Source organism: Tissierella sp. MB52-C2, assembly GCF_030931715.1.
In the GTDB taxonomy this organism is placed as follows: domain Bacteria; phylum Bacillota; class Clostridia; order Tissierellales; family Tissierellaceae; genus Tissierella.
Genome location: NZ_CP133261.1, coordinates 2,804,628 through 2,831,136, shown reverse-complemented (window position 1 = coordinate 2,831,136; position 26,509 = coordinate 2,804,628). Strand labels below are relative to the sequence as shown.

General features: G+C 30.6%; 20 protein-coding genes. All 20 read left to right on the top strand.

Annotation, left to right across the window (positions count from 1 at the left end):
- The first annotated feature begins 176 nt into the window (after nucleotides 1-176).
- The 20 genes from RBU61_RS14495 (at nucleotide 177) to RBU61_RS14400 (ending at nucleotide 26,497) form a co-directional block, all read left to right on the top strand.
- Nucleotides 177-1,445 (top strand): Glu/Leu/Phe/Val dehydrogenase, encoded by a 1,269-nt coding sequence (locus RBU61_RS14495; protein WP_308876206.1) that lies wholly within the window; start codon nucleotides 177-179, stop codon nucleotides 1,443-1,445.
- Between the two features lie 123 nt (nucleotides 1,446-1,568).
- Nucleotides 1,569-5,171: an efflux RND transporter permease subunit gene (locus RBU61_RS14490; RefSeq protein WP_308876204.1), complete on the top strand. Its 3,603-nt coding sequence runs from the start codon at nucleotides 1,569-1,571 to the stop codon at nucleotides 5,169-5,171.
- A gap of 1 nt (nucleotide 5,172) precedes the next feature.
- On the top strand, nucleotides 5,173-5,781 hold the full coding sequence (locus RBU61_RS14485) for a TetR/AcrR family transcriptional regulator (protein ID WP_308876201.1): 609 nt from the start codon (nucleotides 5,173-5,175) through the stop codon (nucleotides 5,779-5,781).
- A 91-nt stretch (nucleotides 5,782-5,872) separates the two neighbouring features.
- Nucleotides 5,873-6,742 (top strand): DNA glycosylase, encoded by an 870-nt coding sequence (locus RBU61_RS14480; protein WP_308876199.1) that lies wholly within the window; start codon nucleotides 5,873-5,875, stop codon nucleotides 6,740-6,742.
- A gap of 78 nt (nucleotides 6,743-6,820) precedes the next feature.
- Nucleotides 6,821-7,558 carry a hypothetical protein gene (locus tag RBU61_RS14475; protein ID WP_308876197.1) on the top strand — a complete coding sequence of 246 codons (738 nt, stop codon included), beginning with the start codon at nucleotides 6,821-6,823 and terminating at the stop codon, nucleotides 7,556-7,558.
- Between the two features lies 1 nt (nucleotide 7,559).
- Nucleotides 7,560-9,770 (top strand): DUF3160 domain-containing protein, encoded by a 2,211-nt coding sequence (locus tag RBU61_RS14470; RefSeq protein ID WP_308876196.1) that lies wholly within the window; start codon nucleotides 7,560-7,562, stop codon nucleotides 9,768-9,770.
- A 31-nt stretch (nucleotides 9,771-9,801) separates the two neighbouring features.
- Nucleotides 9,802-10,494 carry a response regulator transcription factor gene (locus tag RBU61_RS14465; RefSeq protein WP_308876194.1) on the top strand — a complete coding sequence of 231 codons (693 nt, stop codon included), beginning with the start codon at nucleotides 9,802-9,804 and terminating at the stop codon, nucleotides 10,492-10,494.
- A gap of 190 nt (nucleotides 10,495-10,684) precedes the next feature.
- Entirely contained in the window at nucleotides 10,685-11,818 is a 1,134-nt protein-coding gene (locus RBU61_RS14460; RefSeq protein WP_308876192.1) for a glycosyltransferase, read from the top strand.
- The gene (locus RBU61_RS14455; protein WP_308876190.1) at nucleotides 11,808-12,914 is read left to right on the top strand and encodes a glycosyltransferase; all 1,107 of its coding nucleotides are present in this window, start codon (nucleotides 11,808-11,810) and stop codon (nucleotides 12,912-12,914) included. Before RBU61_RS14460 ends, RBU61_RS14455 begins: the two co-directional genes overlap by 11 nt.
- Nucleotides 12,915-12,931: 17 nt before the next feature.
- Complete coding sequence (locus tag RBU61_RS14450; protein WP_308876189.1) at nucleotides 12,932-13,675, top strand: polysaccharide deacetylase family protein; 744 nt, start codon at nucleotides 12,932-12,934, stop codon at nucleotides 13,673-13,675.
- On the top strand, nucleotides 13,672-14,742 hold the full coding sequence (locus tag RBU61_RS14445; RefSeq protein WP_308876187.1) for a lysylphosphatidylglycerol synthase transmembrane domain-containing protein: 1,071 nt from the start codon (nucleotides 13,672-13,674) through the stop codon (nucleotides 14,740-14,742). Before RBU61_RS14450 ends, RBU61_RS14445 begins: the two co-directional genes overlap by 4 nt.
- Nucleotides 14,732-15,805, top strand: a complete 1,074-nt coding sequence (locus RBU61_RS14440) for a sensor histidine kinase (RefSeq protein WP_308876185.1) — start codon at nucleotides 14,732-14,734, stop codon at nucleotides 15,803-15,805. Before RBU61_RS14445 ends, RBU61_RS14440 begins: the two co-directional genes overlap by 11 nt.
- A 108-nt stretch (nucleotides 15,806-15,913) precedes the next feature.
- Nucleotides 15,914-16,681 (top strand): ABC transporter ATP-binding protein, encoded by a 768-nt coding sequence (locus RBU61_RS14435; RefSeq protein WP_308876184.1) that lies wholly within the window; start codon nucleotides 15,914-15,916, stop codon nucleotides 16,679-16,681.
- Nucleotides 16,668-18,623: an ABC transporter permease gene (locus tag RBU61_RS14430; RefSeq protein WP_308876182.1), complete on the top strand. Its 1,956-nt coding sequence runs from the start codon at nucleotides 16,668-16,670 to the stop codon at nucleotides 18,621-18,623. Before RBU61_RS14435 ends, RBU61_RS14430 begins: the two co-directional genes overlap by 14 nt.
- A gap of 180 nt (nucleotides 18,624-18,803) precedes the next feature.
- A complete protein-coding gene (locus RBU61_RS14425) occupies nucleotides 18,804-19,493 on the top strand; it encodes a DUF554 domain-containing protein (protein WP_308876180.1) in 690 nt (229 codons plus the stop codon).
- Nucleotides 19,494-19,698: 205 nt separating this feature from the next.
- Nucleotides 19,699-19,980, top strand: coding sequence for a co-chaperone GroES (groES, locus tag RBU61_RS14420; RefSeq protein ID WP_308876179.1), 282 nt, complete (start codon nucleotides 19,699-19,701; stop codon nucleotides 19,978-19,980).
- A 54-nt stretch (nucleotides 19,981-20,034) separates the two neighbouring features.
- On the top strand, nucleotides 20,035-21,672 hold the full coding sequence (groL, locus tag RBU61_RS14415; RefSeq protein WP_308876178.1) for a chaperonin GroEL: 1,638 nt from the start codon (nucleotides 20,035-20,037) through the stop codon (nucleotides 21,670-21,672).
- 283 nt (nucleotides 21,673-21,955) lie between these two features.
- On the top strand, nucleotides 21,956-22,771 hold the full coding sequence (locus RBU61_RS14410; RefSeq protein WP_308876176.1) for a divergent polysaccharide deacetylase family protein: 816 nt from the start codon (nucleotides 21,956-21,958) through the stop codon (nucleotides 22,769-22,771).
- Nucleotides 22,772-22,909: 138 nt separating this feature from the next.
- The gene (locus RBU61_RS14405; protein ID WP_308876174.1) at nucleotides 22,910-24,946 is read left to right on the top strand and encodes a methyl-accepting chemotaxis protein; all 2,037 of its coding nucleotides are present in this window, start codon (nucleotides 22,910-22,912) and stop codon (nucleotides 24,944-24,946) included.
- Between the two features lie 159 nt (nucleotides 24,947-25,105).
- Nucleotides 25,106-26,497 carry a sigma 54-interacting transcriptional regulator gene (locus tag RBU61_RS14400; RefSeq protein ID WP_308876173.1) on the top strand — a complete coding sequence of 464 codons (1,392 nt, stop codon included), beginning with the start codon at nucleotides 25,106-25,108 and terminating at the stop codon, nucleotides 26,495-26,497.
- The last annotated feature ends 12 nt before the right edge of the window (nucleotides 26,498-26,509 follow it).

The following is a 26,509-nucleotide window of genomic DNA, read 5'->3' as shown; positions in this document are numbered from 1 at the left end:
CAGTATTTCCTTCAATGGAATACAATAGAGAATTTAATCATTCAATTTATAATTTAAAATTAACAATTAATAATTAGACTGATTGAACTTGTCTAATCAATATGTTATAATTTCATTGGAAAGATAATCTATTGGTGATAGAATTCACCAATTAAAATAAAGGGAGGTTTTGTATAATGTCAAAAGAAAATCTAAACCCATTAGAAAGTGCTCAGTTACAAGTTAAACATGCTTGCGATGCATTAGGTCTAGAACCAGCAGTTTATGAATTACTTAAAGAACCACAAAGAATTATTGAGGTTTCAATCCCAGTTAAAATGGATGATGGCTCAGTAAAGGTATTTAAAGGATATAGATCATCACATAATACAGCTATAGGGCCTGCTAAAGGTGGAATTAGATTCCATCCGGGAGTTAACGCAGATGAAGTTAAGGCATTATCAATCTGGATGACTTTTAAATGTGGAGTTATGGGAGTTCCTTATGGTGGAGGAAAAGGTGGAATTACTGTTGACCCTCTTACATTATCACAAGGAGAACTAGAAAGATTATCTAGAGGATATGTGCAAGGTCTTCATAAATACTTAGGAGAAAAAATAGACGTACCAGCTCCAGACGTAGGATCTAACGGACAAGTAATGGCTTGGATGGTAGATGAGTACATTAAATTAAACAACGATAATATGAATATAGGAGTACTTACTGGAAAACCAGTTGCATGGGGTGGATCAGAAGGAAGAAACGAAGCAACAGGATTTGGAGTTGCAGTTATAGCTAGAGAAGCAGCTAGAGAGTTAGGTATAGATATGGCTAAATCAACAGTTGCTATCCAAGGATTCGGAAACGTTGGTAGATATACAGTTAAAAATGTTCAAAGACAAGGTGCTAAAATTGTTGCAATAGCTGAGTGGGCACCATCTGTTGGAACTTATGCATTATATAATGAAGATGGATTAGATTTCTATGAAATGGAAGCTTACTTCAATGAGCATAGAAATTTAGTAGATTATCCAAAGGCAAAAATGATTTCCTTAGATGAATTCTGGAGTCTAGAAGTAGATATGTTGATTCCAGCTGCTTTAGAAAATGCTATTACAGAAGACGTAGCAAAAGTAGTAAAAACTAAGTTAATCTGTGAAGCTGCTAATGGACCTATTACTCCAGGTGCAGACGTTATCCTAAAAGAAAGAGGAATTACAGTTACTCCAGACATATTAACAAATGCTGGTGGAGTTACAGTTTCATACTTTGAGTGGGCACAAAACCTTCAAGGTTATTATTGGTCAGAAAAAGAAGTTGAAGAGAAGCAAGAAGTTGAAATGGTTAAAGCATTTAACGAAATATGGAAACTTAAAAATGAATACAATGTAACAGTAAGAGAAGCAGCTTATATGATTTCAGTTAAAAAAGTTGCTGAAGTAATGAAATTAAGAGGATGGTACTAATATAAAAAAGATGCACTAGATTAATCTAGTGCATCTTTTTTATTGACAAATCATATAATATTTCTTATACTAAATAGACGACCGACCAGTCGGTCGGAGAGATTATACATAGGGGAGGATAATATGTTATCGAAATTTAGTGTAAAGAAACCTTATACTGTAGTTGTAGCAGTAATATTAGTACTTATATTGGGAGGAGTATCCTTTATAAATTTACAAACTGATTTATTACCTAGTATAAATTTACCTTATTTAGTAGTTATGACTACATACCCTGGAGCCAGTCCGGAGGAGGTAGAAATGGTAGTTACTAAACCCATAGAGCAGATAGTAGCCACCACAAGCAATATAAAAAATATTAGTTCAATATCACAGGAAAATTCATCAGTAGTTATAATGGAGTTTAACAATGATGTGAATATGGACTCTGCCATTATAGAAATCAATGGAAATCTTGATATGATTAAAGGGGCATGGAATGATTCCATAGGCTCACCTATGATAATAAGATTAAATCCAGATATGCTTCCGGTAATGGTGTCATCAGTAGATGTAGAAGGAATGGATGTATCTCAGATTTCTAATCTTATGAGCCAGAGAATAATTCCTGAACTAGAAGGTATAAATGGAGTTGCCTCTGTTTCAGCAGTAGGACTTGTTGAAGAAAATATTGAAGTATATATTAATCCAGATAAAATAGAGAGTCTAAATAAAAAGATTCTAGATAAAGTAGACAATAAACTTGGTGAAGTAGGAGAACAACTGGAGAAAGCTAAAAAAGAAATAGCAGATGGTAAGAGTAAATTAGCAGCAGAAGAAAAGAAACAAAAAGATAAATTAGTAGAAGGAGAAAAAGCTCTAACAAGTGGCAAGTCACAAATACTTCAAGGAATAGAGCAAATAGACAAAGGATTAGTGGAGTTAAAGGAAAATAAAAATAATCTTGAAAAAGCCTTGGAACAAATAGATGAAAAAGATGAAAAGTTAATATTTGAAACAAAGGGAGCTTTAAGTGTTGTTAATTCTAAAATAGAAGAATTAGAAGAAGAAAAATCTAACTTAGAAGCTAAAAATAAAGAATTGAGCTTACAAGAAGAACAAATTGTAAAGGGTAAGGAAATCTTAAACACTGAAATGAATAAGGCAAAGTCTCAATTAAATGAAGGAGAAAAAACTTTAAATAATAAGATAGATGAGTTTGAAAGTGCAAGGAAGGATGCCTTTAAGAAAGCCTCCTTAGAAGGTGTAATAACTAAGAAGATGATTTCAGGTATTCTTGGGGCACAAAATTTCTCCATGCCTGCTGGATATGTAAATGAAGAGGGTACAGATTATCTAGTTAAAGTTGGAGATAAGATAAAAGATTTAGATGAAATGAAGAATTTATTATTATTTGATACAGGAGAGGAAGGCGTAGGCAAAGTCTATTTAAAAGATGTGGCAGATGTTGATTACAAAGATAATAGAGATGATATATATGCAAAGGTAAATGGTAATAATGCAGTAATTATAAATTTCCAAAAACAAAGTAATTTTTCCACAGCAGAAGTATCAAAAAACATAGGGAAAAAGATGGAAGACTTATCTAAAGAAAATGAAGGTCTAAACTTTACAGCCTTAATGGATCAAGGGGTCTATATAGATGTGGTTGTAGACTCAGTATTAGATAATTTAATTTATGGTGGAATACTTGCCATAGTAATACTTTTAATATTCTTAAGGGATATAAAGCCAACATTTATAATAGCAGTATCTATTCCAATAAGTATAATATTTGCTATTGCAATGATGTATTTTACAGGAGTTACTATAAATATTATATCATTAGCAGGTTTAGCCCTTGGAGTAGGTATGCTAGTTGATAACTCCATAGTTGTAATTGAAAATATATATAGACTCCGAAATGAAGGAATGTCTCCTATAAAGGCAGCAATAGAAGGGGCTAGGGAAGTGGCAGGAGCCATATTTGCATCTACCTTAACAACGGCCTGTGTATTTCTACCTATAGTGTTTACTAAAGGAATATCTAAGGAATTGTTTACTGATATGGGTTTAACCATAGCATACTCCTTATTTGCCAGTCTTATAGTAGCTTTAACTTTAGTACCTGCTATGGCATCAACTATGTTAAAAAATACTAAGGAAAAAGAAGATAAACTATTTAATAAATTTATTAATGTATATGAAGGAATCTTAAGATGGTCATTAAAGTATAAGATTATTGTAATGTCAGCAGTAGTTGGATTATTAGCCCTTAGCGGAGTTATGGCAATGAACATGGGTACAGCTTTCATACCAGAAATGGAAACTCCTCAAATGTCTTTATCTGTAGAGATGCCAGAGGGTAGTACTCATGAAGATTTGATAAATATGTCAGATACAGTACTAGATAGGATTATAAAAATAGATGGGGTAGAAACCATAGGAGCTTTCCAAAGCTCAGGTCTAGGTGGGATAATGGGAAATAGTAAAGGTGATTCCATGTCCATGTATTTAATCCTAGATGAAAATAAAAAGATTAAGAATAGCCAAATAGAGAAAGAAATAGAAAAAGAAATTAAGGATTTAGATTGTAAAATATCAGTAAGTACTTCTAATATGGACATGGGTTCAATGGGTGGAAGTGGTATAGAAGTATTAGTTAAAGGTAGAGAATTAGACACTTTAAGAGATGTATCCCTTGATATATCAAAAATACTAGAGGAAACAAAGGGGACAATAGAAGTAAGTACAGGGATTGATGAAAATTCTAGAGAAACCAGAATTATAGTAAATAAAGAAAAGGCCATGGAAAATGGTTTAACTGTGGCACAAGTATTTAGTGAAATTAACTCACTTATAGCAAAGGATAAGTCTACAACTACTCTAACTTTATCTAATAGAGATTATCCTGTGATAGTAGTAGATGGAGAAAGTCAAAAGATTGCAAGGGATGATCTAGAAGATTTAAGTATCAAGGTTCATAAAGATGGTGAAGAAAAAGAAATAAAAATAGGAGATATAGCTAAGATTACAGAAGATAAGGGGTTGTCATCCATAAGAAGAAAATCTCAAGAAAGATATGTTTCTGTAAAGGCAGGTATTGCAAAAGATCATAATATAGGTCTTGTAAGTAGAGAATTTGAAAATAAGATAAAGGATTACGAACTTCCAGAAGGATATTCCATTGAATTAACTGGAGAGAATGAGAGGATAAAAGATTCTTTAAGGGATTTAATCTATATGACATTATTAGCCATAGCTTTTATATATTTAATAATGGTAGCTCAATTCCAATCATTATTATCTCCATTTATAGTAATGTTTACAATACCTTTAGCATTTACTGGAGGATTACTTGCATTAGCCCTTACAGGTGGAGAAATATCTTTAATTGCAATGCTGGGATTCTTAGTTTTATCAGGGGTTGTAGTAAATAATGGTATAGTATTTGTAGATTATACTAATCAGTTAAGGGAAAGAGGAATGGATAAAAAAGAGGCCCTAATAGAAACAGGAAAGACTCGTATGAGACCAATACTTATGACTGCCATAACTACGATCCTTGGATTGTCAACATTATCTGCAGGAGTAGGCGTAGGAGCTGAAATGCTTCAGCCTTTGGCAATTGTAGCCATAGGTGGTCTGACTTATGCTACAATACTTACTCTTTTAGTAGTTCCAGTTATGTATGATATTTTGCATAAAAGACCAATTAGAAAATTTTCTATAGAAGGAGATGAGTAAAATGGATTGTAAAATATATTCGGAAAAGGAAATTGCCATATACGAAGGATTGACTCGATTAATGAAGGAAGGTGCTAACCCTTATTCCATAAAAGTATCAGATATAGCAAAGGCAGCAAACATAGGTAAGGGAACTATATATGATTATTTTGATTCAAAGGAAGAGGCAATATCAAAGTCTATTATCTATAATATAATTAATGAGATAAAGAATGGATTTTCAAGGGTAGTAACTAAATCAAACTTTAAGGAAAAGTTTTATGAAATACTACAGATTGTAGCAGAGAGTTTGGAAAACAATTTATCTACGTTTAATATGTTACTATCTGCTGGAGGTATTAAAGAATTTTACGAATATATAGTAGATGAGAAATATGATTTGTCTCAATTTATATCTGTTATTAATAATGAGGTGAGCAATTTATTAGAATTAGGCTTTAATGAAAGCATAATTTCTACTAAAGAATCTGATTATTATCGATTAATGACTGTACGTGGTACAATATCAGGATTTGCTAATTATATTAATAATAAAGAATTATATAAAGATATAAGTATGAAGGATGCCATGGATACGGCATATAGAATACTTATAAAAGCATTAAACTAAAAACTGGCTATTGCCAGTTTTTTTATATAAAATAAGGGTAGACTATTATTAGAAATATAGAACTTTTAAATCAGGGAAAAGGAGAAATGATATGAAATATAATATAATTGAAGAACAAGGAAAAATAATAATTAAAGATATAAAAAATTTTGATCCTAAACATATATTTGAATGTGGTCAAGCCTTTAGATGGTATGTAGAAGAGGATAATTCTTATACAACAATTGCCTATGGAAAAGTATTAAATGTAAAAAATGAAGGAAATGATATAATATTGTCTAATACTAATATGGAGGACTTTAACAATATTTGGTATAATTACTTTGATCTAGGAAGGGACTATGATGAGATAAAAAAACAGTTATCGAAAGATCCTATATTGGCTGAAGCCATAAAATTTGGAGAAGGATTGAGAATTCTTAATCAAGAGCCCTTTGAAATGGTAATATCCTTCATAACATCAGCTAATAATCAAATACCAAGAATAAAGAAATCTATAGAATTGATGTCAAAAAATTACGGAGAAAAGATAGATGAAAAATACTATAGTTTCCCAACACCAGAAAGTCTATCTAAAGTAAGTCCAGAGGAATTAAAAGAGATTTGCAAAGTAGGATTTAGGGGAGAAAGAATAGTAGAAACAGCAAAAATTATAGCTAAAGGAGAATTGAGTTTAGACAGCATATTCAATTTAAATAGAGATGAAGGAAAGGAACTTTTAATGACTTTACCAGGAGTAGGACCAAAGGTAAGTGACTGTATACTATTATTTGCCTTCAATAAAGATGAAGCTTTTCCAGTAGATGTATGGGTTAAAAGGGTAATGGAACATTTTTATCTAAAGGAAGAAACTAATGTAAAACATATAGGAGAACATGGTGCTAGAATATTTGGTAATCTAGCGGGATTTGCACAGCAATACTTATTTTATTATGCTAGGGAACTGGGAATAGGTAAGTAATTGTAAGTTATTTGTAATCTTTCCTTTATATAATAGTGATATATTTTATTTAAATAATAGGAAGTTAGAGGAAGAAAGATGGTTAAAATAAAAACAAATAAACCTAACTATATATTTAAAATCAGATATGGAGTTATTTTTATATTATTTTTAATGTCATTAATATTATTTTTTTCTCATAAGACAGAGGAACTTCCTATAAAAATAAATGAAAAAATTAAGGATTTTGCCATAGGAAATATAAGGGGAGATAATAAGGAATATTTAGTTGTACTTACAGGAAGCAGGAGAAGGGAATTTGGAGAAGAAGTAATCATATATTCCATAGAAGATAAAAAGGAAATATATCGGGAGGATTACTCAGCTTATAATCCATGGAAAATAGTCATAGGAGATATAGATGGAGATGGTAAAGAGGAAATATCCATAGGAGTATATAAAACATCACCGCTTCATCCTGTAATGGCTAAAAGACCATTTATATATTCCTTTGAGGGCAATAAACTGGAGCCAAAATGGCGAGGTTCTAGATTATCCAAACCTTTTTTAGACTATGTGTTTCTTGATATAGATGAAGATGAAGTAGACGAAATAGTAGCCATAGAAATATTAGAAGATAATAGAAAAGTAATCAATACATATAAATGGAAAGGGTTTGGATTTGAAGCATATTTGGAAACAGAAGGATATGAAGATATAAGTGACCTAATTACAAAAGATAACCAGTTGTTTATTAAGATTAAAGAACAGAGAAAAAGCTATAAAGCTTTAATAAAAATAGCAGAAAATCACATAAAAGTGGAAAGGGAGGATTAGAGTGAAGAGAAGAACCATGTATTCAATTGTTGCTTTGATTTTAGTTCTGTCTATTATAATGACTGGATGTGTTGGTAAAGAGGTGCATAATCCTTTAGAAATGAATAACCCTTTAAAGGAGGATGAACAGGATAAAAGTGAAAAGAGGGAAATCGATATTGAAATAAATCATGGATTGATAAATATAGAAGTTCCCTATGAACCTAGAACCATTGAATCCTTAGTAGAGCCATATAAGATTAATGAGAATATGACTAATGTTTTAAATGCTGAGAAGTTTGGAAGTTTTTCTAAAGAACAGTTAGAACTATTGGCTAAGAATAATTTTGTAGTAAATCCTACTAAGGAAGAGCAGTTATTTTATATTTACGAAAATAATGAATATCTAGAAATACCATCTTTTATTACCACAGATTCAGTACTGCAGGTATATCACATATTCTATGACTATACTTTAAGAACATTGGAAAATGATAAGCTATTAGCTTTAGTTGAAGAAATGACAAATAGTATGTTGAATAATTCTATTAAACTATATAATGACTTAACAAATAAGGAGCTAAAAGAAATTCAGCTTAAAAACATTGCATATTTTGCCACTGCACAGCTTGCTTTAGAAAAGGATTTACCAAATAATATTCCTGTGGTATCAAAGGAAATGGCAGAGGCTGAATGGAATTTAATTAAAAATAGTAGTGGTTTTTCGGAGTCAAATATATTCCCTTACAAACTAGATTATAGTCAGTATACTATAAGGGGACATTATACAAGGTCCAAGGATTTAGAAAGGTATTTTAGGGCTATGATGTGGTATGGGCAAGCTCCATTTCCATTGTATTTCGAAAGGGCAAATAAAGATATAGAGAAAAGAAATATAGAACAAACCCTACAGGCTCTCTTAATTACTTGTAGCCTATACTCAGATAAGGAAAGCTATACTAAATGGGAAAATATATATGAGCCAACTAATTTCTTTGTGGGAAGTTCTGATGATTTAAACATCTATCAATATGGAGAAGTATTGACTAAAGTATATGGAAAGCATTTTGATATAAACGAATTAAATAATAAGAAAAAACTAGAGGAATTCTATAAAGAAGCTGATAAACTACCAGAACCGCAGATAAAGGCCAAGTATACATCTGAATCTACTCCAACAGGCAAACAATTTAGGCTTATGGGACAAAGATATGTAATAGATGCAGAAATAATGCAGGAATTGGTAGAGCCCTTCGCCAGACCAATAGCATCGGGACTTGATGTAATGGGAGTATTAGGGTCAGAAAGAGCTAAAGCAATCCAATTGACTAAGGAAGAAAATCAACAATGGGAGGATTATCCTGTCATATTCCAAAATTTAAAAGAAAAGTTCAACAAATTATCAGATAAGTCTTGGAGAGCCAATATGTATCAAGGCTGGTTGTGGGTATTAAAGGGATTTTTAGAACCTTTTGATGAGGGTTATCCATCTTTTATGACTAGTGAAGCTTGGAATGATAAAGATTTAAACACAGCATTAGGGTCTTGGTCAGAACTTAAACACGATACAATTCTATATGGAAAACAAATAGGGGCAGAATGTGGTGATGGATATGAAGAGAACATTCCAAAAGGATATGTTGAACCTAATATAGAAGTATATGAAAAACTTCTTTGGCTTACAAAGTTTTCAAGGAAGAATTTATCCGCAAGGGGACTTACTGTAGAAAGTCTTCATGTGAAAATGGAGAAATTTGAAGATATATTAGAATTTCTAATTAATTGTTCTATTAAAGAGCTTAGAAATGAAAGCTTAACTACAGAAGAATATGAACGAATTAATATTTTTGGTGGTATCTTAGAGGATTTGACTGCCTCTTTTGCAGGGGATTATATTCGTTGGTTTGAGATAACTTCTGAAACAGATAAGAATATGGCAGTTATTGCTGATTTTCAAACTTTAGCACCAAATCAATATAGTAATGGTGGATATGCAGAAGCTGGAGTAGGCCCTGCCTATGAAATATATGTAGTTGTACCTATAGATGGCAATCTATATCTTACAAGAGGAGCTATATTTAGTTATCATGAATTTATATCTAGTGAGAGATTAACAGATGAGAAATGGCAGGAAATGATTAAGGAAAATAATCAGCCACCTATGCCACAGTGGACAAATTCCTTCATAAGAGACGGAAAAGGAGAAATACCTTATCCCAATGGGAGTAACTGAGTGAAGGGTGAAGAGTTTAAGAGGTGAAGAAATGTACAAAATATTAGTTATAGAAGATGATGAAAAGATTGTTAACCTTGTTAAAGACAGGCTAGAAAGATATGGATATATTGTATCCACAGTCAATGATTATTCCAATATAAAAAATGAATTCATAAAAGAAAGTCCCCATTTAGTCCTTTTGGATATAAATCTTCCAAACTATGATGGCTTCTTTTGGTGTAGGGAAATAAGGAATATATCTAAAGTTCCTATTATATTTATTTCAGCAAGATTTTCAGATATGGATCAAGTAATGGCTATAGAAAATGGTGGAGATGATTATATAATAAAACCTTTCTCCTTTGACTTATTACTAGCGAAGGTGAGGGGAGCCATAAGGAGAACATATGGAGAATATGCAGATAATAGTTCTAAAGATATATACGAAGTAGAAGGTGTCTACTTACATAAAAATCAATCTATAGTAGAATGGCAAGGGGAGAAAATTGAATTAAGTAAAAAGGAATTTGGACTATTATATATATTGATTTCCCACTTAGATGAAATAGTATCAAGGGAAATTTTATTGGAAGAATTATGGGATGATATAGACTTTGTTGATGATAATACTTTATCTGTTAATATTACCAGACTTAGAAAAAGGTTAGAGGATATAGGGATAATAGATGCTATTCAAACTAAAAGAGGTCAAGGTTATTCCATGACAAAGACATGGGAATGACTTATACCTGACAATATTGTAAGATAAATATTTAGGTTGAAAGGGAAATCAATATGATGATTTCCCTTTGTTTTTTATAATAGAAGCAAGAGCTACTGAAAATGTCGAATAATGCAGTAACTTATATTTTAATTTCGTTATAGTCAATATATAGTAATTGTTCTGTGATTTAATGTAAGGAGGACAAAATATGAAAAAGATACTGATATTCACAGCATCTATAGGTGGTGGGCATAATGAAGCTGCATCATGTTTAGAAAATCAATTTAGGAAACATGGATTTATAGTAAAGAAATTAGATGCATTGCTGGAGATAAATAAAACATTAGATGCGCTCATAATTGGCTCTTGTAAGATATTAATTAATAATTTCCCTAAGTTATATGGAGGTTTATATGATATAAGTAATAGAGAAAGGTCTAATAAACTGATTACCCACTCTCTTTCAAGAATTTCCGAGGAAAAAATTTATGAAATAATAGTGCAAGAAAAACCTGATTTAATTATTTCGACCCATGCTTTTATGGTGGGGGTAATAGGACATTTGAAGAAAAGAAGATTAATAAATATACCCTTTATGTCGGTGGTAACAGATTATGAAGCCCATCGAACTTATATAGATGAAAATGTAGATGCATATATTGCAGGTAGTAACTATACAAGTGAAAGATTGATAAAACAAGGGATAGATAAAGAGAAGATATTTCCTTATGGAATACCAATTAGAGAAGAATTCCTAAAAAGATTAGAATCTATTTCTTTGAAGCCAAGCTCCTTCCAGATCTTACTTGTTGCAGGTAGTTTAGGCCTTAAAGGGATGAAAAAGGTATTAAGAAATATTGTTGATATGGAAGGTAATTACAACATTGTAGTAGTTTGTGGAAAAAATAAAGGGCTGAAAAGATCTATAGAGAGAGAATATGATGAACTGATAAAAAGCCATAAGATTACTCTTTATGGATTTACAAATAACATTCCAGTTATTATGGAAAACTCAGATGTAATCATAACAAAGCCTGGAGGATTGACTATTTCTGAGGCAATAGCAAAGAGACTTCCTATGATTATCCCTTATTATATACCAGGTCAAGAAAAAGAAAACCTTGATTTTTTGCTAAAAAAAGGACTAGCCATTTATGTATCTGAGATAGACTCTATTAAGGAGCTAATTGAATCTATGATGAAGAATCCCAAGATTCTTGATAATATGAAGGAAAATATGAAGGAAATGTACAATAAGTCTTGCCTCGATAATATTATTTATCTTAGTGAAAATTTGATTGAAAACTGTAATTATAAAATGGATTTAAACTATGGATCATAAGGTAGATATACTAATTTTGACGGCTGGATTTGGAGCTGGACATTTATCAGCAGCCATAGGAATTAAGGAAAATATACAAAAAATAGATGGGACCATAGGCATTGAAGTTACAGATGCCTTTCAAATATTAATACCTAGATTATCAAAGGCTATGTATAAGGGTTATAATATTTTAATTCGGAAAGGTTCGAGAATATATAATCATTTTCATTACAAGGACAATGAAAAGCCTAAATCTGGCACTAGCAAATTTTCAAATAAATATATTATAAATAGGTTGAAAAATTATATTATGGATATTAATCCTAAGCTAATTATTTCAACCTTTCCAACTATATCACAATATCTCTCAAGATTAAAAGATAAATCCGAAATTTCAATACCATTGATTACCTGTATTACAGATGTAGTCAACGGGTGGGAGTGGATAACACCTAATTGTGATATATACTTTGTGGCAACCAAGTATATTAAAAGTAAAATGATAGACATGGGTATAGAGGATGAAAGAATTGTTGTAACGGGAATTCCTTTAAGAAAGGAATTCTTAGAGTTACCAAGGCCTTTAACTAGTTGTTATTTACCGAAGGGACATATGATAATAATGATTATGGGCGGAGGTGTAGGGTTAATACCAAATGATAAAGCTTTTTATCATTGGATTGATAATCTTAATAATACTACAACTGTAGTATTAGCAGGAAAGAATGAGGAATTATATGAATCAATATCTAAACTAAAATTAGAAAATGTCATACCACTTAGATATACGGATCAGGTACCTTCAATTATGGCACAATCAGATTTATTAGTAAGTAAAGCAGGGGGTATTACATTGTTCGAAGCTATAGCTTCGAAGTTACCTTTTATTGTTTATAAACCGGAATTGGGACAGGAAATAGAGAATTCTAAGTTTGTCTGTGAAAAATCAATAGGTGATATTGCTTTAACAATTGAGGAATTAAAGTTTATTATTACAGACTTAACTAATAATAAAAACAGAATTGACGAATATAAAAGGAACCTAACTGAGCTTAGAAAAAATATAAACATGGATATCTTAGCAGAACAGTGTATTGATTTATTACGAAATTGACAGAGAAGGATGATTGAATGAATGATTACAGTATAATAGGTTTTATAATCTTTATAATTTTAATACACACTATTTTAGCAAGTCTATATTTTAGAAAATTTTCGCCTTGTGTAAAAAGAAAAGTTTCTAATTCAGAAAATATATTTTTAACTTTTGATGATGGACCAAGTCCAATATATACATTAGAGATATTAGATTTACTTAAAAAGTATGAAATTAAAGCTACCTTTTTTGTAATCGCTAAAAAAGCTAAGGAGCATAGTGATATAATTTATAGAATGATAGAAGACGGTCACACTTTGGGACTACATTCTAATAGCCATAAGAACCAGTGTTTAAGAACCTATTGGCAGACTAAAAGAGATTTTCAGAAGTCTATGGAAGTTTTTGAAGAATTTAATTATCAAGTAAGATACTATAGAGCGCCATGGGGGCTCTTTAATCCATTTACTCACTATTATTCAAATAAATTTGGACTTAAAACTGTACTATGGTCAATAATCACCAGTGATTGGAACCCTAGGGCTAATGTATATAGGATTGTAAATAAGATTCTTAATAATGTAAGTAAAGGAGATATAATTGTTCTTCATGATAGTAATCATAGCAATAATAGTGATAATGGAGCCCCTGGAAATACAATACAAGCTTTAAATATAGTTTTACCAATTTTAATAGAAAGAGGATTTAAATTTGAAACATTAGACAAAGGAATAGGAAATGAGGTAGAAGTAAGCTTCCTATCAGGTGCTGATGCATGAAAAAGATAATAAATTATGTCATTCTAATATCATTGCTAGGAGCAACTGCTTATATATTAATTTCTAATAATGATTTTTCTAAATTTCCTATATTAATGGGGAAGGTAAACAAGGGATTTTTATTATTAGCTTTTTTTTGCATGATTTTATATTGGATATGTGATGCTTATATAATTCATAAAATGAAAAGGATATTAAATATTAAAGGTGGATTCTTATCTTCTTTTAATCTTGTTATGATTGGCCAATATTATGGTGCTATTACACCATTTGCAACGGGAGGGCAGCCTGCACAAATATATCTTTTAGTAAATGATGGTGTTCATGTAGGTACAGCTTCTTCATTAATGTTAACTAAGTTTTTAATTTATCAAATTGTAGTTACATTTTATTCAGCATTTATGTTTATAATAAACTTTAACTTAATATCAGGAAAAGGAAGATTAGCATTTCCTTTCATAATAATGGGCTGTTTATTAAATGCCTTTATGCTGCTGATAATAGTAGGCTTTTTCTTTAACGAAAGATTATTTAAAAGAATATTTACTAAGCTTTTTATATTTGGTTATAAGCTAAGGATAGTAAAAGATATTACAAAACTGGAAAATAAATTAGATAAGTATATTTTGGATTTTACCATTAGTATAAATAGAATGAAAGAAAATAGAAAGACTACTTTTATATTGATTTTAACAACCTTTATTCAATTAACATTCTATTTTTCAATAACATATTTTGTATATTTATCTGTTGGTCTTAGGGAAGTGCCTTATTTTCATATAGTGAGTATACAATCATTGCTTTATATGGCAGTCTCTTTTATGCCCACTCCTGGAACTGTAGGGGCTTCTGAGGGGGGATTCTATATTCTTTATAGTAGTATGTTGCCTAAAAACATTTTAACATTTATTATGATATTATCTAGATTTATAGAGTATTATTTTGGTATTATAGTAGGAGGATGTTTTACATTATTTGATTTTATTTCTAGAAAAAGAAAAAAGACATCATCAGAGTGTGATTTTGTAGATGATAAAGAAATGAGAGTAGATGGAAATGAATTTTAAAGATTACTTAAAAGATAAATTATTGTATATTATTATATATTTTATTAGTATTTTTCTAGTTATAACTATAATGATGCTTGATTTAATAATTAGAAAAGAAAGACTTAATATATCAAATATTATCTATGGATTTGTTTTGTCTTTTATAGCCTTAGGAGTAATAATATTAATTAACTATATGAAAAAAAAGAAATTTTATAGTCCAATTAATTACAGCATAGATAAGGACGAACATCTACAATATATATTTAATATTCCAGATAATATAAATAATGAATATAAATTTTTAAGAGAAGCTCTAGTTAGAAATTATACTATTTACATAGATAAACTTGAGAAATATAAAAGAAATGCCAAAACTCAAATGGATTTTAATAATAGATGGATTCATGAAATGAAGACTCCAGTATCAGTTATAAAGCTAATGTTAGAAAATGAAAAGGATAAGATGATAGATGAAACTACGAGAAAAAGCTATGAAAGCATAGAGGAAGAGATAGAAAAATTATCCCATGGATTAGAGATGGCTCTACATACTCTTAGAGTAAATGAATTTGAGTTGGATTTTAAAGTAGAGGAAGTGTCTTTGCTGGAAGTCATAAGAAATGTAATCAATGAAAATAGATCTGCCTTCATAGTAAATTCTATATTTCCTAAAATTCTTTCAGAAAATGATCTAATTGTAATATCGGATAAGAAATGGATAAAATTTGTTCTTAGTCAAATACTATCCAATAGTATTAAGTATTCAAAAGTTAAAGAAAGTGAGAACAAAGATATATTAATAAAGATCTATAAGGAGAATAATGATATTATACTTTCCATAAAAGATAGAGGTGTTGGAATAGCCAGTGGAGATTTAGAAAGGGTATTTGATCCATTTTTTACTGGGAAAAATGGCAGGAAGTATTTAGAGTCTACAGGAATGGGACTCTATCTTTCAAAGGATATATGTAGAAGACTGGGACACGGCTTAGATATAAAGTCTAGGGAAGGGGAAGGAACTACAGTAAAGGTTACATTTTATAATGGAAAAAGCATTTATAATTTAGAAAATAGTTAATATGACAAAGTTGTAAGATAAAGATTAAATTTGAAAGGGAAATCAATATGAAGATTTCCCTTAATTTTATATAGTATAATCATAAGATTGATTATAGGAGGAAAAAAAATGACAGTATTAGAAACAAAAGGTTTATCTAAGATATATGGAAGTAAGGGAAAGGGATTATCTGTTAAGGCCTTAGATGAATTTGATATAAGTATAAAAGAAGGAGAGTTTGTAGGAATTATGGGTCCATCAGGTAGTGGAAAGACTACTCTTTTAAATATCCTTGCCACAATAGACTCACCATCTTCTGGTGAAGTACTAATAAATGGACAAAACCCTCATAGATTAAAGCCAGATAATTTGGCCATATTTAGAAGAAATAATCTAGGATTTATATTTCAAGATTTTAATTTACTAGACACCTTATCTGTAAGGGAAAATATAATTTTACCATTAGTGCTGGAAGAGTTTAAAAACAAAGAAATTGAAGAAAAGCTAGAAGAGATATCAACGATATTAAATATTAAGGACATTCTAAATAAAAGAACCTATGAAATATCAGGAGGACAGCAACAAAGGACTGCTTGTGCTAGAGCTATGATAAATAAGCCAGCTATTATATTAGCTGATGAGCCTACAGGGAATTTAGATTCAAAGGCATCCTTTGACCTTATGAGTTCCTTGGAGAAGATAAATAAGGAAAGAAAAGCAACAATAGTAATGGTAACTCATGATGCCTTTGCTGCAAGCTTTTGCAACAAAATAATAATGATAAAGGATGGAAGATTCTTTCTAGAAATAACAAAGAGCGGCAATAGACAATTGTTCTTCAAGGAAATATTAGATTCATTATCACTTCTTGGAGGTGGGTATAATGAAAATATCTAATATGGCTCTTAGCAATGTTAAAGGAAATTTATATAGGTATGTAATGTATTATTTAAGTAATGCATTTGCTGTTACAGCATTTTTTATATTTGCTAATTTTGTATTTCATCCCTCTTTAAATTATAAGAATATAGGAGGACATCCAGTAGCGCAGATGGGTGTAATTAACGGTATGATAGCTTGTCAAGTAATAATAGTAATATTTTCAGTATTATTTGTAGGCTATTCTACCTCTATATTTTTAAAATCTAGGGGAAGGGAGTTTGGACTTCTTTCTTTATACGGAATGACTAGAAAGCAAATAAAGAAATATGTATTTATAGAAAGTACGATAATATCTCTTTTATCTATAGGAACAGGTATATTATCAGGAATAGCTTTTTCAAAATTATTTCTCATGGCAATGGAAGCATTTATGGATATCAGTCTTCCATTTAACATATCCTTTAAAGCTTTAGGACTTACTATTTTATTATTCTTTGCCTTATTTGAGCTAGTAAGTACTTTAATGCTTTTTAAAATAAAGAATAAAGAAATAATACAGCAGATTAAAAGCAGTAAGATACCTAAAGAAATACCAAACTTTTCAAGAAAGAAGTCAATTCTTGGTGTTAGTTTATTGGCGTTAGGATATGGCATAGCTTGGATTGTAGAAGGTGCTTTTGTACCTTTGGCTATGCTTCCAGTTATATTTATAGTTGTAGCTGGTACCTATTTTACATTTACTCAATTTAGTATAGCTGTGGCTAATAAAATTTTAAAAAATAAAAATATCCTTTATAAAAAGGTTAATATGATATCCTATTCTCAAATGATATTTAAATTACAGGATACAGCTAAGGTATTATTTGCAGCAGCTATTTTAGGTGCAATTACTTTTACTGCTACAGAAACCATATATTCATTTTTTACAGAAATATCTAGTATATCAGGAATTGATACACCGGAGGATATTGGAATAATACAAAAAGGAGAAACATTAAAGGATAATCAGAGTATAGATAAAGCAAAAGAAATCCTAAAGAAACATGATTTAAAAATAGATGAGTTTCATACAGTTAAAAATATAAAGGTTAAAAATGAATCTAAAAAAATCAATGATAGTATTAGAGAAGAGATTTTACTTATATCTAATGAAGATTATAATAAGCTAGCAATTTATCAGGGAAAGGATGAAATTACAGTAAAAGAGAATGAGGTAGTATATAATTTCCCTTATGAGACAATTGGCTATGATGGTAAACCAGAAAAAATTAAGAGGTATCCTCTAGAAACAGCACAATTAAAACTAAAGGACAAAATAAAAGAATATAAGGTAAGTGGTGAATTACATGATAATGTAATGTCCTTAAATAAATTAGGATATTTTGATACATTTATATTAAATGACAAAGACTATGAAAACTGGCTGGAAATAGCAGAAAATGATGATGTGGTTATATACAATGGAATAAAACTAGATAAATGGAAGAATTCCTTTGATGCTTCAGTTGAAATAAAGGAGATGCTGGGCAATAAATACCAATACAGCTATTATGCCAAAGCAATTCCATATAAAAGTATTAGAAATAATTTCGGGTTTACATTATTCATAGGATTTTTCATAGCCTTTTTATTCTTTATAGCTTCAGGCAGTATAATATATTTCAAACTATTCAACGAAGTAAAACAGGATAAAGTAGAATACGATATACTTAGAAAAATTGGAACAACGGAGAAGGAGATAAATAAGATAATAACTAAGCAAATAGGGACTATATTCTTTTTACCCTTTGTGGTTAGTACTACACATTCTTTATTTGCATTGAAATCCCTTTCTAATTTACTTCAACAAAATCTTTTTACAAATGGTCTTGTAGTTGCATTGGGATATTTAGTATTTCAGATGATTTATTTTATTATAATAAGGACAATGTATATAAGAAAAGTGAAATATAATTAAAAATAGAGTAAAAATGGAATTCTTTAAAAGGATTCCATTTTTTTGATAGAAAAGATTCTTAAAATAGTGTATTCTATTTAAATATAGTAAAAGTGGATAGATCTGAGTGAGGATTTTGTGTTTTTTAACTACCATTCTCGGTTATTCACCATTTACTGAAGTAAAGGAGGTAGATGAATTATGTTAGGAACAATAGTAAATAGTTTAGCAATTATATTAGGATCTTTATTGGGTATAGGTTTAAGAAAAGGAATAAAGGAAGAATATAAGGATACTATAATGGATGGAATTGGGCTTTGTGTAATTATTATTGGAATTACTGGAGGAATAAAGTCAGAAAATATTATTCTAGTCATAGGAAGTATCGTATTAGGAAGTCTATTAGGAGAAATAATTGGAATAGAGAATATGCTTGAAAATTTAGGTAATAATTTACAGAGAAGGTTTGATAAAAAAGACAGCAATTTCTCTAAAGGATTTGTAACTGCTTCTTTAGTATTTTGTATAGGTGCTATGGCCATAGTTGGATCTCTAGAAGCAGGTATACAGGGGAAGTATGAGACTTTATTTGCAAAATCAATTATTGATGGTATTTCATCCATAATATTTGCATCAACCTTAGGTATAGGAGTGGCTTTTGCTAGTATTCCAGTATTTATTTATCAAGGTAGTATTACTCTTTTAGCTAATTTAGTAAATGAATTATTAACTCCACAAGTTGTAAATGAAATGTCAGCAGTAGGAAGTATCTTAATCATAGCAATAGGAATTAATATACTAGGTATAAAGAAAATAAAGATAGGAAATATGCTTCCAGCTGTATTTATACCATTGATTTACTATATGTTAATTGAATTAGTTGCTCTGTAAGGAAAAATAGAGGAATTTGGAGAAAATGAGAGATTGAGATAGCTAATCTGCAAATATTACATATAATGGTCAAAAACGGTAAAATTTGGAACTTGATTCCATCAATTTAATTAAGTAACATATATATTGTACATATTAGCACTCGACGACAATGAGTGCTAATAAAATGAAAAATATTACTATTAACATAGGGAGGTAGTTAATTATGAACCTAAGACCGTTAGGTGATAGAATTGTAATTAAGAAGGTTGAAGCAGAAGAAAAAACAAAATCAGGTATAGTTTTACCAAGTGCTGCTAAAGAACAACCACAAATGGCTGAAGTAGTTGCGATTGGTGCAGATATTACAAATGACGAAAAGAAAAAAGACCAAATTAAAGTAGGCGACAAAGTAATATTTTCAAAATATGCAGGAACTGAAATTAAAGTAGATGGCGAAGAATTAAATATATTAAAATTATCCGATATATTAGCAATAGTAGAGTAGGAAAAATTATCAACTTTAAATTTGTGGAGTAAATTCGAAAAGGAGTGTATGTAAATGGCTAAAGAAATTAAATTTGGCGAAGAAGCACGTCGTGCTATGGAAAGAGGAATAAATCAATTAGCTGATACTGTAAAAGTTACATTGGGACCTAAAGGCAGAAATGTTGTATTAGATAAAAAATTTGGTGCACCACTTATTACAAATGACGGTGTAACAATAGCTCGTGAAATTGAATTAGAAGATAAATATGAAAATATGGGTGCTCAACTTGTTAAGGAAGTAGCTACAAAAACTAATGATGTAGCAGGAGACGGAACAACAACAGCTACTTTACTTGCTCAAGCAATTATTAGAGAAGGACTTAAAAACGTAGCTGCAGGTGCAAACCCAATGATTCTTCAAAAAGGAATTAAATCTGCTGTAAATACTGCAGTAGAAGAAATAAAAAGATTCTCTAAGACTGTTGACTCTAAAGAAGCTATAGCTCAACTTGCATCAATTTCAGCAGGGGATGAAGAAATCGGTAAATTAATAGCTGAAGCTATGGAAAAAGTAGGTAAAGATGGAGTAATCACTGTAGAAGAATCAAGATCCATGGGAACAACTTTAGACGTAGTAGAAGGTATGCAGTTTGATAGAGGATATGTATCTGCTTATATGGTAACTGATACTGAAAAAATGGTGGCGGAATATGATAATCCATATATCTTAATCACAGATAAGAAGATTACAAATATACAAGAGATCCTTCCAATTCTTGAAGAGATAGTACAAATGAGCAAACCACTAATAATCATTGCTGAAGATATTGAAGGAGAAGCAATGGCTACATTAGTAGTTAATAAATTAAGAGGAACATTCAACTGTGTTGCTGTTAAAGCACCAGGATTTGGAGATAGAAGAAAAGAAATGTTACAAGATATAGCTATATTAACAGGTGGAACAGTAATATCAGAAGAGTTAGGATATGATCTAAAAGAAGCTACTGTTGATATGCTAGGATCAGCAGATAAGGTAAAAGTTGATAAAGAAACAACTGTAATAGTAAATGGAAAAGGCGATCAAGAAGAAATTAAAAATAGAGTTAAACAAATTAAGGCTCAACTTGAAGAAACAGATTCAGAATTTGATACTGAAAAACTTCAAGAAAGACTTGCTAAATTATCAGGTGGAGTAGCAGTAATCCAAGTAGGTGCTGCAACTGAAACTGAACTTAAAGAAAGAAAACTTAGAATTGAAGATGCTCTAGCTGCAACTCGTGCAGGAGTTGAAGAGGGTATGGTTCCTGGTGGTGGAACAGTATTAATAGATGCAATACCAGCTGTTGCTAAATTACTTGAAACTACAAATGGAGATGAAAAAACAGGAGTTAGTATAATAGTTCGTGCATTAGAAGAACCAGTTAGACAAATAGCAACTAATGCAGGATTAGAAGGTTCTGTTATTGTAGAAAAAGTTAAAGCAGAAGCACCAGGAACTGGATTTGATGCTTTAAATGAAATATATGTAGATATGATTCAAACAGGTATAGCAGACCCAACTAAAGTAACTAGATCAGCATTACAAAATGCATCATCTGTAGCGGCAATGGTACTTACTACAGAAGGTGCAGTAGTAGATGTGGAAACAGAAGATCCAATGGCAGCCATGGGAGGAATGGGTGGCATGGGTGGCATGGGCGGTATGATGTAGTAAACCCCAGACCTGCTACATTTACTAGGTTTGAAACAAGATGGAATTGATTTATTGCCATTTTGTTGCCAAAACACAAACATTAGAGGCTACACATAAGTTTAGAGAACTTATGTGAGGCCTCTTTTTTTATGACGAAAGTGTAGTAATACAATAACTAATAAGCAGCTATGAATTAATATTTAATTGAATTTTGCTGTTTGCTTCTTTAATATTACTAGGGAATAATTCATATATTAATGTATGAATTATTTTTTCATAATATTTTTAGGGGGTATTTTATATGATTATTGTTACAAATAAAAAAACAATAGCTCTTATTTGTTTAATTCTTGTTATTATATTTTTTCTTATTTTTAAATTTATTCTTTTGGAAAAAGATCTTGCAGCTAATACTACTCCAACAGGGTATGTAGCCTTAGTTATAGACGACTTTGGAAACAACGGAGAAGGTATAGATGAACTGGCTAAGCTTGATATACCAATTACTGCAGCGGTAATGCCGTTTTTAGAATATACAGAGATTGATGCAAAAAAGGCATATGATGCTAATATGGAAATAATACTTCATTTACCCATGGAACCTGAAAAGGGAGACCCAAAATGGTTGGGACCTAGGGCAATACGAGATAATCTATGTGATGATGAGATTAAAGAAATAGTTAATGATGCTTTAGACCAAGTAAAATGGGCAAAGGGAATAAATAATCATATGGGTTCTAAGATTATGAAAGATAAAGTAATTATGAGAGAAATTTTAAATGTAGTTAAAGAGAGAAACCTTTATTTCTTAAATAGTAGAACTGACGAAACTAAAGTTACAGAAGATATAAGTAAAGAACTAGGAATAGTATATTTTAAAAGAGATGTTTTTTTAGATAATGAGAGAAATGACTACTCTATTTCAAATGCTATGAATCAGCTTGGAAAAATAGCATTAGAAAAAGGATATGCTGTAGGTATTGGCCATGTAGGAGGTCAAGGTGGTAAGATTACTGTGGATGCCATAGATAAGATGTCTAAGAAGTTAAAGGAAGAAGGAATTGAATTTATATATCTATCTCAAATACAAGAGCTTTTCCCCATGGAAGGTAAATAATGTAATAATTGTAGATATTTGTAGAATTATGATGAAAAATGTTTTTAAAGGATAAATCTGGGTATGAATAGCCGTAATTATAATTTTCATATGATGTTCTGAATAAAAATCACAAAAGATAATTTGGGAGGAGAGTTTATGAAGGGAATTGTAAAAAATAAAAAAGGCTCTATAAAGACAAAATTAATTGTAATTCCATTAATTGTAGTATTTATTGTAATTACAACTATAGGCGTTTTTTCTTCTTATTTCTTGAGAACAAGCTTGATCAACGAGATGGAGCATAACGGAGTCTACCTAGCAGAAAGATTTATAGCAAATATAGAGGACAACTATAGGTCATTGGAAATAATCAATAATTCTTTAGACAATAAAATCAAATCTGCTGCAAAAATGGTAATAGGTAGTGAAGATAGGTTAAGCAATGAACTTATGAAAAATCTAGCTGAAGACTTAGAAGTAGAACAAATAAACTATTATAGTTCAGATGGAGTAACTCTCTATTCCAATACTGATGGATACGTAGGTTGGAAAGCCAATCAAGGACATGCTGTCCATAACTTTATGACAAGTAGTGATAAGGAATTAATAGAGGAGATTAGAAAAGATTCAGAGTCTGAAAATTATTTAAAGTATGGATATTTAAAGGGACCAAAAGGAACCTTTGTACAAATAGGTATAAATGCGAATAAAGTTCAGGAACTAACAGATTCTTTTAGTTACCAAAGTTTTTTAGACGAAATATCACAGGATGAACAGATTTATTATGGATTATTTATAGATAAAAACTTACAAATCATGGCTCATAATAACAAAGAAAAAATAGGTACAATACTTGATGATGAAGGCAGCAAATCAGCAGCAATAGATGGTGTTCCTTTTACTCAAGAATGGTATTATGAAGAAGAGGGTGTTAATGTTTTAGATATTTCATACCCAGTTGTAATCAATGGAGAACATATTGGTGCTGTGTCCGTAGGATTTTCTGTAGATGAGGTTCAAGAGACTATTAGTAGAAATATTATTTTTGTTGTTATAATGATGATTATATCTTTTGTAGTCTTAGGATTCATCTTATTTAATGCTTCTAACTATGCTGTGAAAATCATAGCTAGACTAAAGGAACAAATGAAGTACATGGAAGAAGGTGATTTCTCTAAGGAGATGCCAGAGGATTTAATAAATAAAAATGATGAATTAGGAGAAATATCTAATGCCATAAATATAATGCAGGACTCAATGAGAGGTATAATTAGAAATGTACTTGATACATCTCATAATCTAGCTACTTCATCAGAGGAACTTACAGCTATTAGCCAACAATCTGCCACAGCGGCTGATGAAATTGCCAGGGCTATTGAAGAAATAGCAACTGGAGCAACTGAGCAGGCTAAGGATACTGAAAGAGGAGTGTTATCCATATCTGAGCTTGGAGATATAGTGGTGAAGAATGAATATTATATAGGAAACCTAAACGATTCTGCTGAAAAAGTAAATAGTCTGAAGGATGAAGGATTAGATATACTTAAGATTCTTGTGGAGAAAACAGATGTTAGTAGTAAATCTTCTAAAGAAGTTCAACAGGTTATTATAAATACAAATGAAAGTGCAGAGAAAATTGCTAATGCCAGTGAAATGATAAAGAGCATTGCAAGTCAAACCAATTTATTAGCATTGAATGCGGCTATTGAGGCGGCTAGAGCAGGAGAGGCAGGAAGGGGATTTGCAGTAGTTGCAGATGAAATAAGAAAATTAGCTGAACAATCCAATAAATTTACAGAAGAAATAAGCACTATTGTGGAGGATTTAAATAATAAAACATTAACAGCAGTAAAAACTATGGAAGAATTAGAAGAAGTAGTTTTATCTCAAACTGAAAGTGTAAGTATAACAAACAGTAAATTCATTGGAATTGCTGAAGCCATAGAGGATATGAAGATAGTTATTAATGAAGTTAATCATTCCAGCCATGAAATAACTAGTAAAGAAGAAAATATCATTCATATAATGGAAAATCTATCAGCTATATCTGAAGAAAATGCGGCGGGAACAGAAGAAGCTTCTGCATCTGTAGAAGAACAAACAGCAGCTATGGAGGAAATCGCTAACTCCAGTGAACAGCTTGCAATGATTGCAGAAAAATTAAACGATCAGGTAAAACAATTTAAGGTATAAAAAAATGGATTCTTTTGAATCCATTTTTTTATACCTTATAATATCTAAACCAGAGAGTAATTACAATAAACTAAAGTATAATATAGTAGATTTGTACAAATATATAAACTAATGATATTATATATATAAGATTTTTTATTCTAGACAGGAGCGATACTAATGAATAATGATGAACTACTAGAATTCTATAAACAGGCCTATGAAGAATTGAAATTATTAATGGATATAAGCTACGACCAGATTACCATAGCAGATGGAAATGGAGTATTTACTAGAGTAAGTAAATCATGTGAGCCTTATTTTGGAGTTCAGGAAAAGGGGTTAATTGGAATCAGTGCCTTTGAACTAGAAAAACAAGGAGTATTTGATACTTCAGTTACAGCGGAAGTCATAAGAAAAGGTAAAAAGGTGACTTTGATACAAAAAACTGGTGCTAATAAAATCCTTATGGTAACAGGAATCCCCATATTAGATGAAAATAAGAATATAGTTAAAATAATAAATATCTCTAGAGATATAACGGAGAATCAAAATCTAGGATTAGAACTTAAAGAAGTGCAAAGCAAGTTACAGTGGTTTCAAAAAGAATTAAATAAGAGACAGGGAATAGACAGTTCTGATGTAAGTTATAAAAGTCCTTCAATGAGGAAGATAATGGATTTAATTTTACATATAGCAGATTTAGACGCTACAGTTTTGTTACTAGGAGAAACAGGAGTAGGTAAAGGATATATTTCAAGAGTAATTCATGAAAGTAGTACTAGAAAAGATGAACCTTTTGTTCCTATTAACTGTGGTGCCATACCAGAAAATCTTTTAGAATCAGAGTTATTTGGTTATGAAAGTGGAGCCTTTTCTGGTGCCAATAAAGGTGGAAAAAAAGGATTATTTGAAATTGCAGGTAAAGGAACCATATTCTTAGACGAAATAGGAGATATGTCTATGAAACTTCAAGTAAAGCTGCTTCATGCTTTAGAAGAAAAGCAAGTTTTTAGAGTAGGAGGAGAGAAGCCTATAAAGATTGAAGGAAGGCTAATTGCTGCAACTAATAAGGATTTGAAGAAGCTTATTAGTGAAGGGAAGTTTAGAGAAGACCTATATTATCGTTTAAATGTAGTGCCAGTAACTATTCCTCCTTTAAGGGAAAGAAAAGAAGATATACCAGGATTAATAAAAAAAATGCTTGATAAGTATAATAAAGAACATAATACAGAAAAATATATCTCTCAGGGGGCTTACAATATTCTAATAAATTATGATTACAGAGGAAATATTAGAGAACTTGGCAATATAGTTGAAAGACTTGTAATAACTACCCTTGGAAATATAATTGAAGATACAAACGTTAAAGAAATAATAGATATTCCTCAGGAGCAAAATTATACTGATGAAATAATTCCTTTAAAATTGGCAGTGGAGGATTTAGAACGTAAAATATTAATATCAGCATTTGATAAATATAAAACAACTAGAAAAGTCGCAGAGGTATTAAAAATAGACCAATCAACAGTAGTAAAAAAAGCAAAGAAATTGAAAATAAAATATTGTTGATGAAATAAATCA

Coding starts and splice junctions, on each gene's coding strand:
- RBU61_RS14495 (WP_308876206.1), top strand. CDS start 177: ATGTCAAAAGAAAATCTAAACCCATTAGAAAGTGCTCAGTTACAAGTT.
- RBU61_RS14490 (WP_308876204.1), top strand. CDS start 1,569: ATGTTATCGAAATTTAGTGTAAAGAAACCTTATACTGTAGTTGTAGCA.
- RBU61_RS14485 (WP_308876201.1), top strand. CDS start 5,173: ATGGATTGTAAAATATATTCGGAAAAGGAAATTGCCATATACGAAGGA.
- RBU61_RS14480 (WP_308876199.1), top strand. CDS start 5,873: ATGAAATATAATATAATTGAAGAACAAGGAAAAATAATAATTAAAGAT.
- RBU61_RS14475 (WP_308876197.1), top strand. CDS start 6,821: ATGGTTAAAATAAAAACAAATAAACCTAACTATATATTTAAAATCAGA.
- RBU61_RS14465 (WP_308876194.1), top strand. CDS start 9,802: ATGTACAAAATATTAGTTATAGAAGATGATGAAAAGATTGTTAACCTT.
- RBU61_RS14460 (WP_308876192.1), top strand. CDS start 10,685: ATGAAAAAGATACTGATATTCACAGCATCTATAGGTGGTGGGCATAAT.
- RBU61_RS14455 (WP_308876190.1), top strand. CDS start 11,808: ATGGATCATAAGGTAGATATACTAATTTTGACGGCTGGATTTGGAGCT.
- RBU61_RS14450 (WP_308876189.1), top strand. CDS start 12,932: ATGAATGATTACAGTATAATAGGTTTTATAATCTTTATAATTTTAATA.
- RBU61_RS14445 (WP_308876187.1), top strand. CDS start 13,672: ATGAAAAAGATAATAAATTATGTCATTCTAATATCATTGCTAGGAGCA.
- RBU61_RS14440 (WP_308876185.1), top strand. CDS start 14,732: ATGAATTTTAAAGATTACTTAAAAGATAAATTATTGTATATTATTATA.
- RBU61_RS14435 (WP_308876184.1), top strand. CDS start 15,914: ATGACAGTATTAGAAACAAAAGGTTTATCTAAGATATATGGAAGTAAG.
- RBU61_RS14430 (WP_308876182.1), top strand. CDS start 16,668: ATGAAAATATCTAATATGGCTCTTAGCAATGTTAAAGGAAATTTATAT.
- RBU61_RS14425 (WP_308876180.1), top strand. CDS start 18,804: ATGTTAGGAACAATAGTAAATAGTTTAGCAATTATATTAGGATCTTTA.
- groES (WP_308876179.1), top strand. CDS start 19,699: ATGAACCTAAGACCGTTAGGTGATAGAATTGTAATTAAGAAGGTTGAA.
- groL (WP_308876178.1), top strand. CDS start 20,035: ATGGCTAAAGAAATTAAATTTGGCGAAGAAGCACGTCGTGCTATGGAA.
- RBU61_RS14410 (WP_308876176.1), top strand. CDS start 21,956: ATGATTATTGTTACAAATAAAAAAACAATAGCTCTTATTTGTTTAATT.
- RBU61_RS14405 (WP_308876174.1), top strand. CDS start 22,910: ATGAAGGGAATTGTAAAAAATAAAAAAGGCTCTATAAAGACAAAATTA.
- RBU61_RS14400 (WP_308876173.1), top strand. CDS start 25,106: ATGAATAATGATGAACTACTAGAATTCTATAAACAGGCCTATGAAGAA.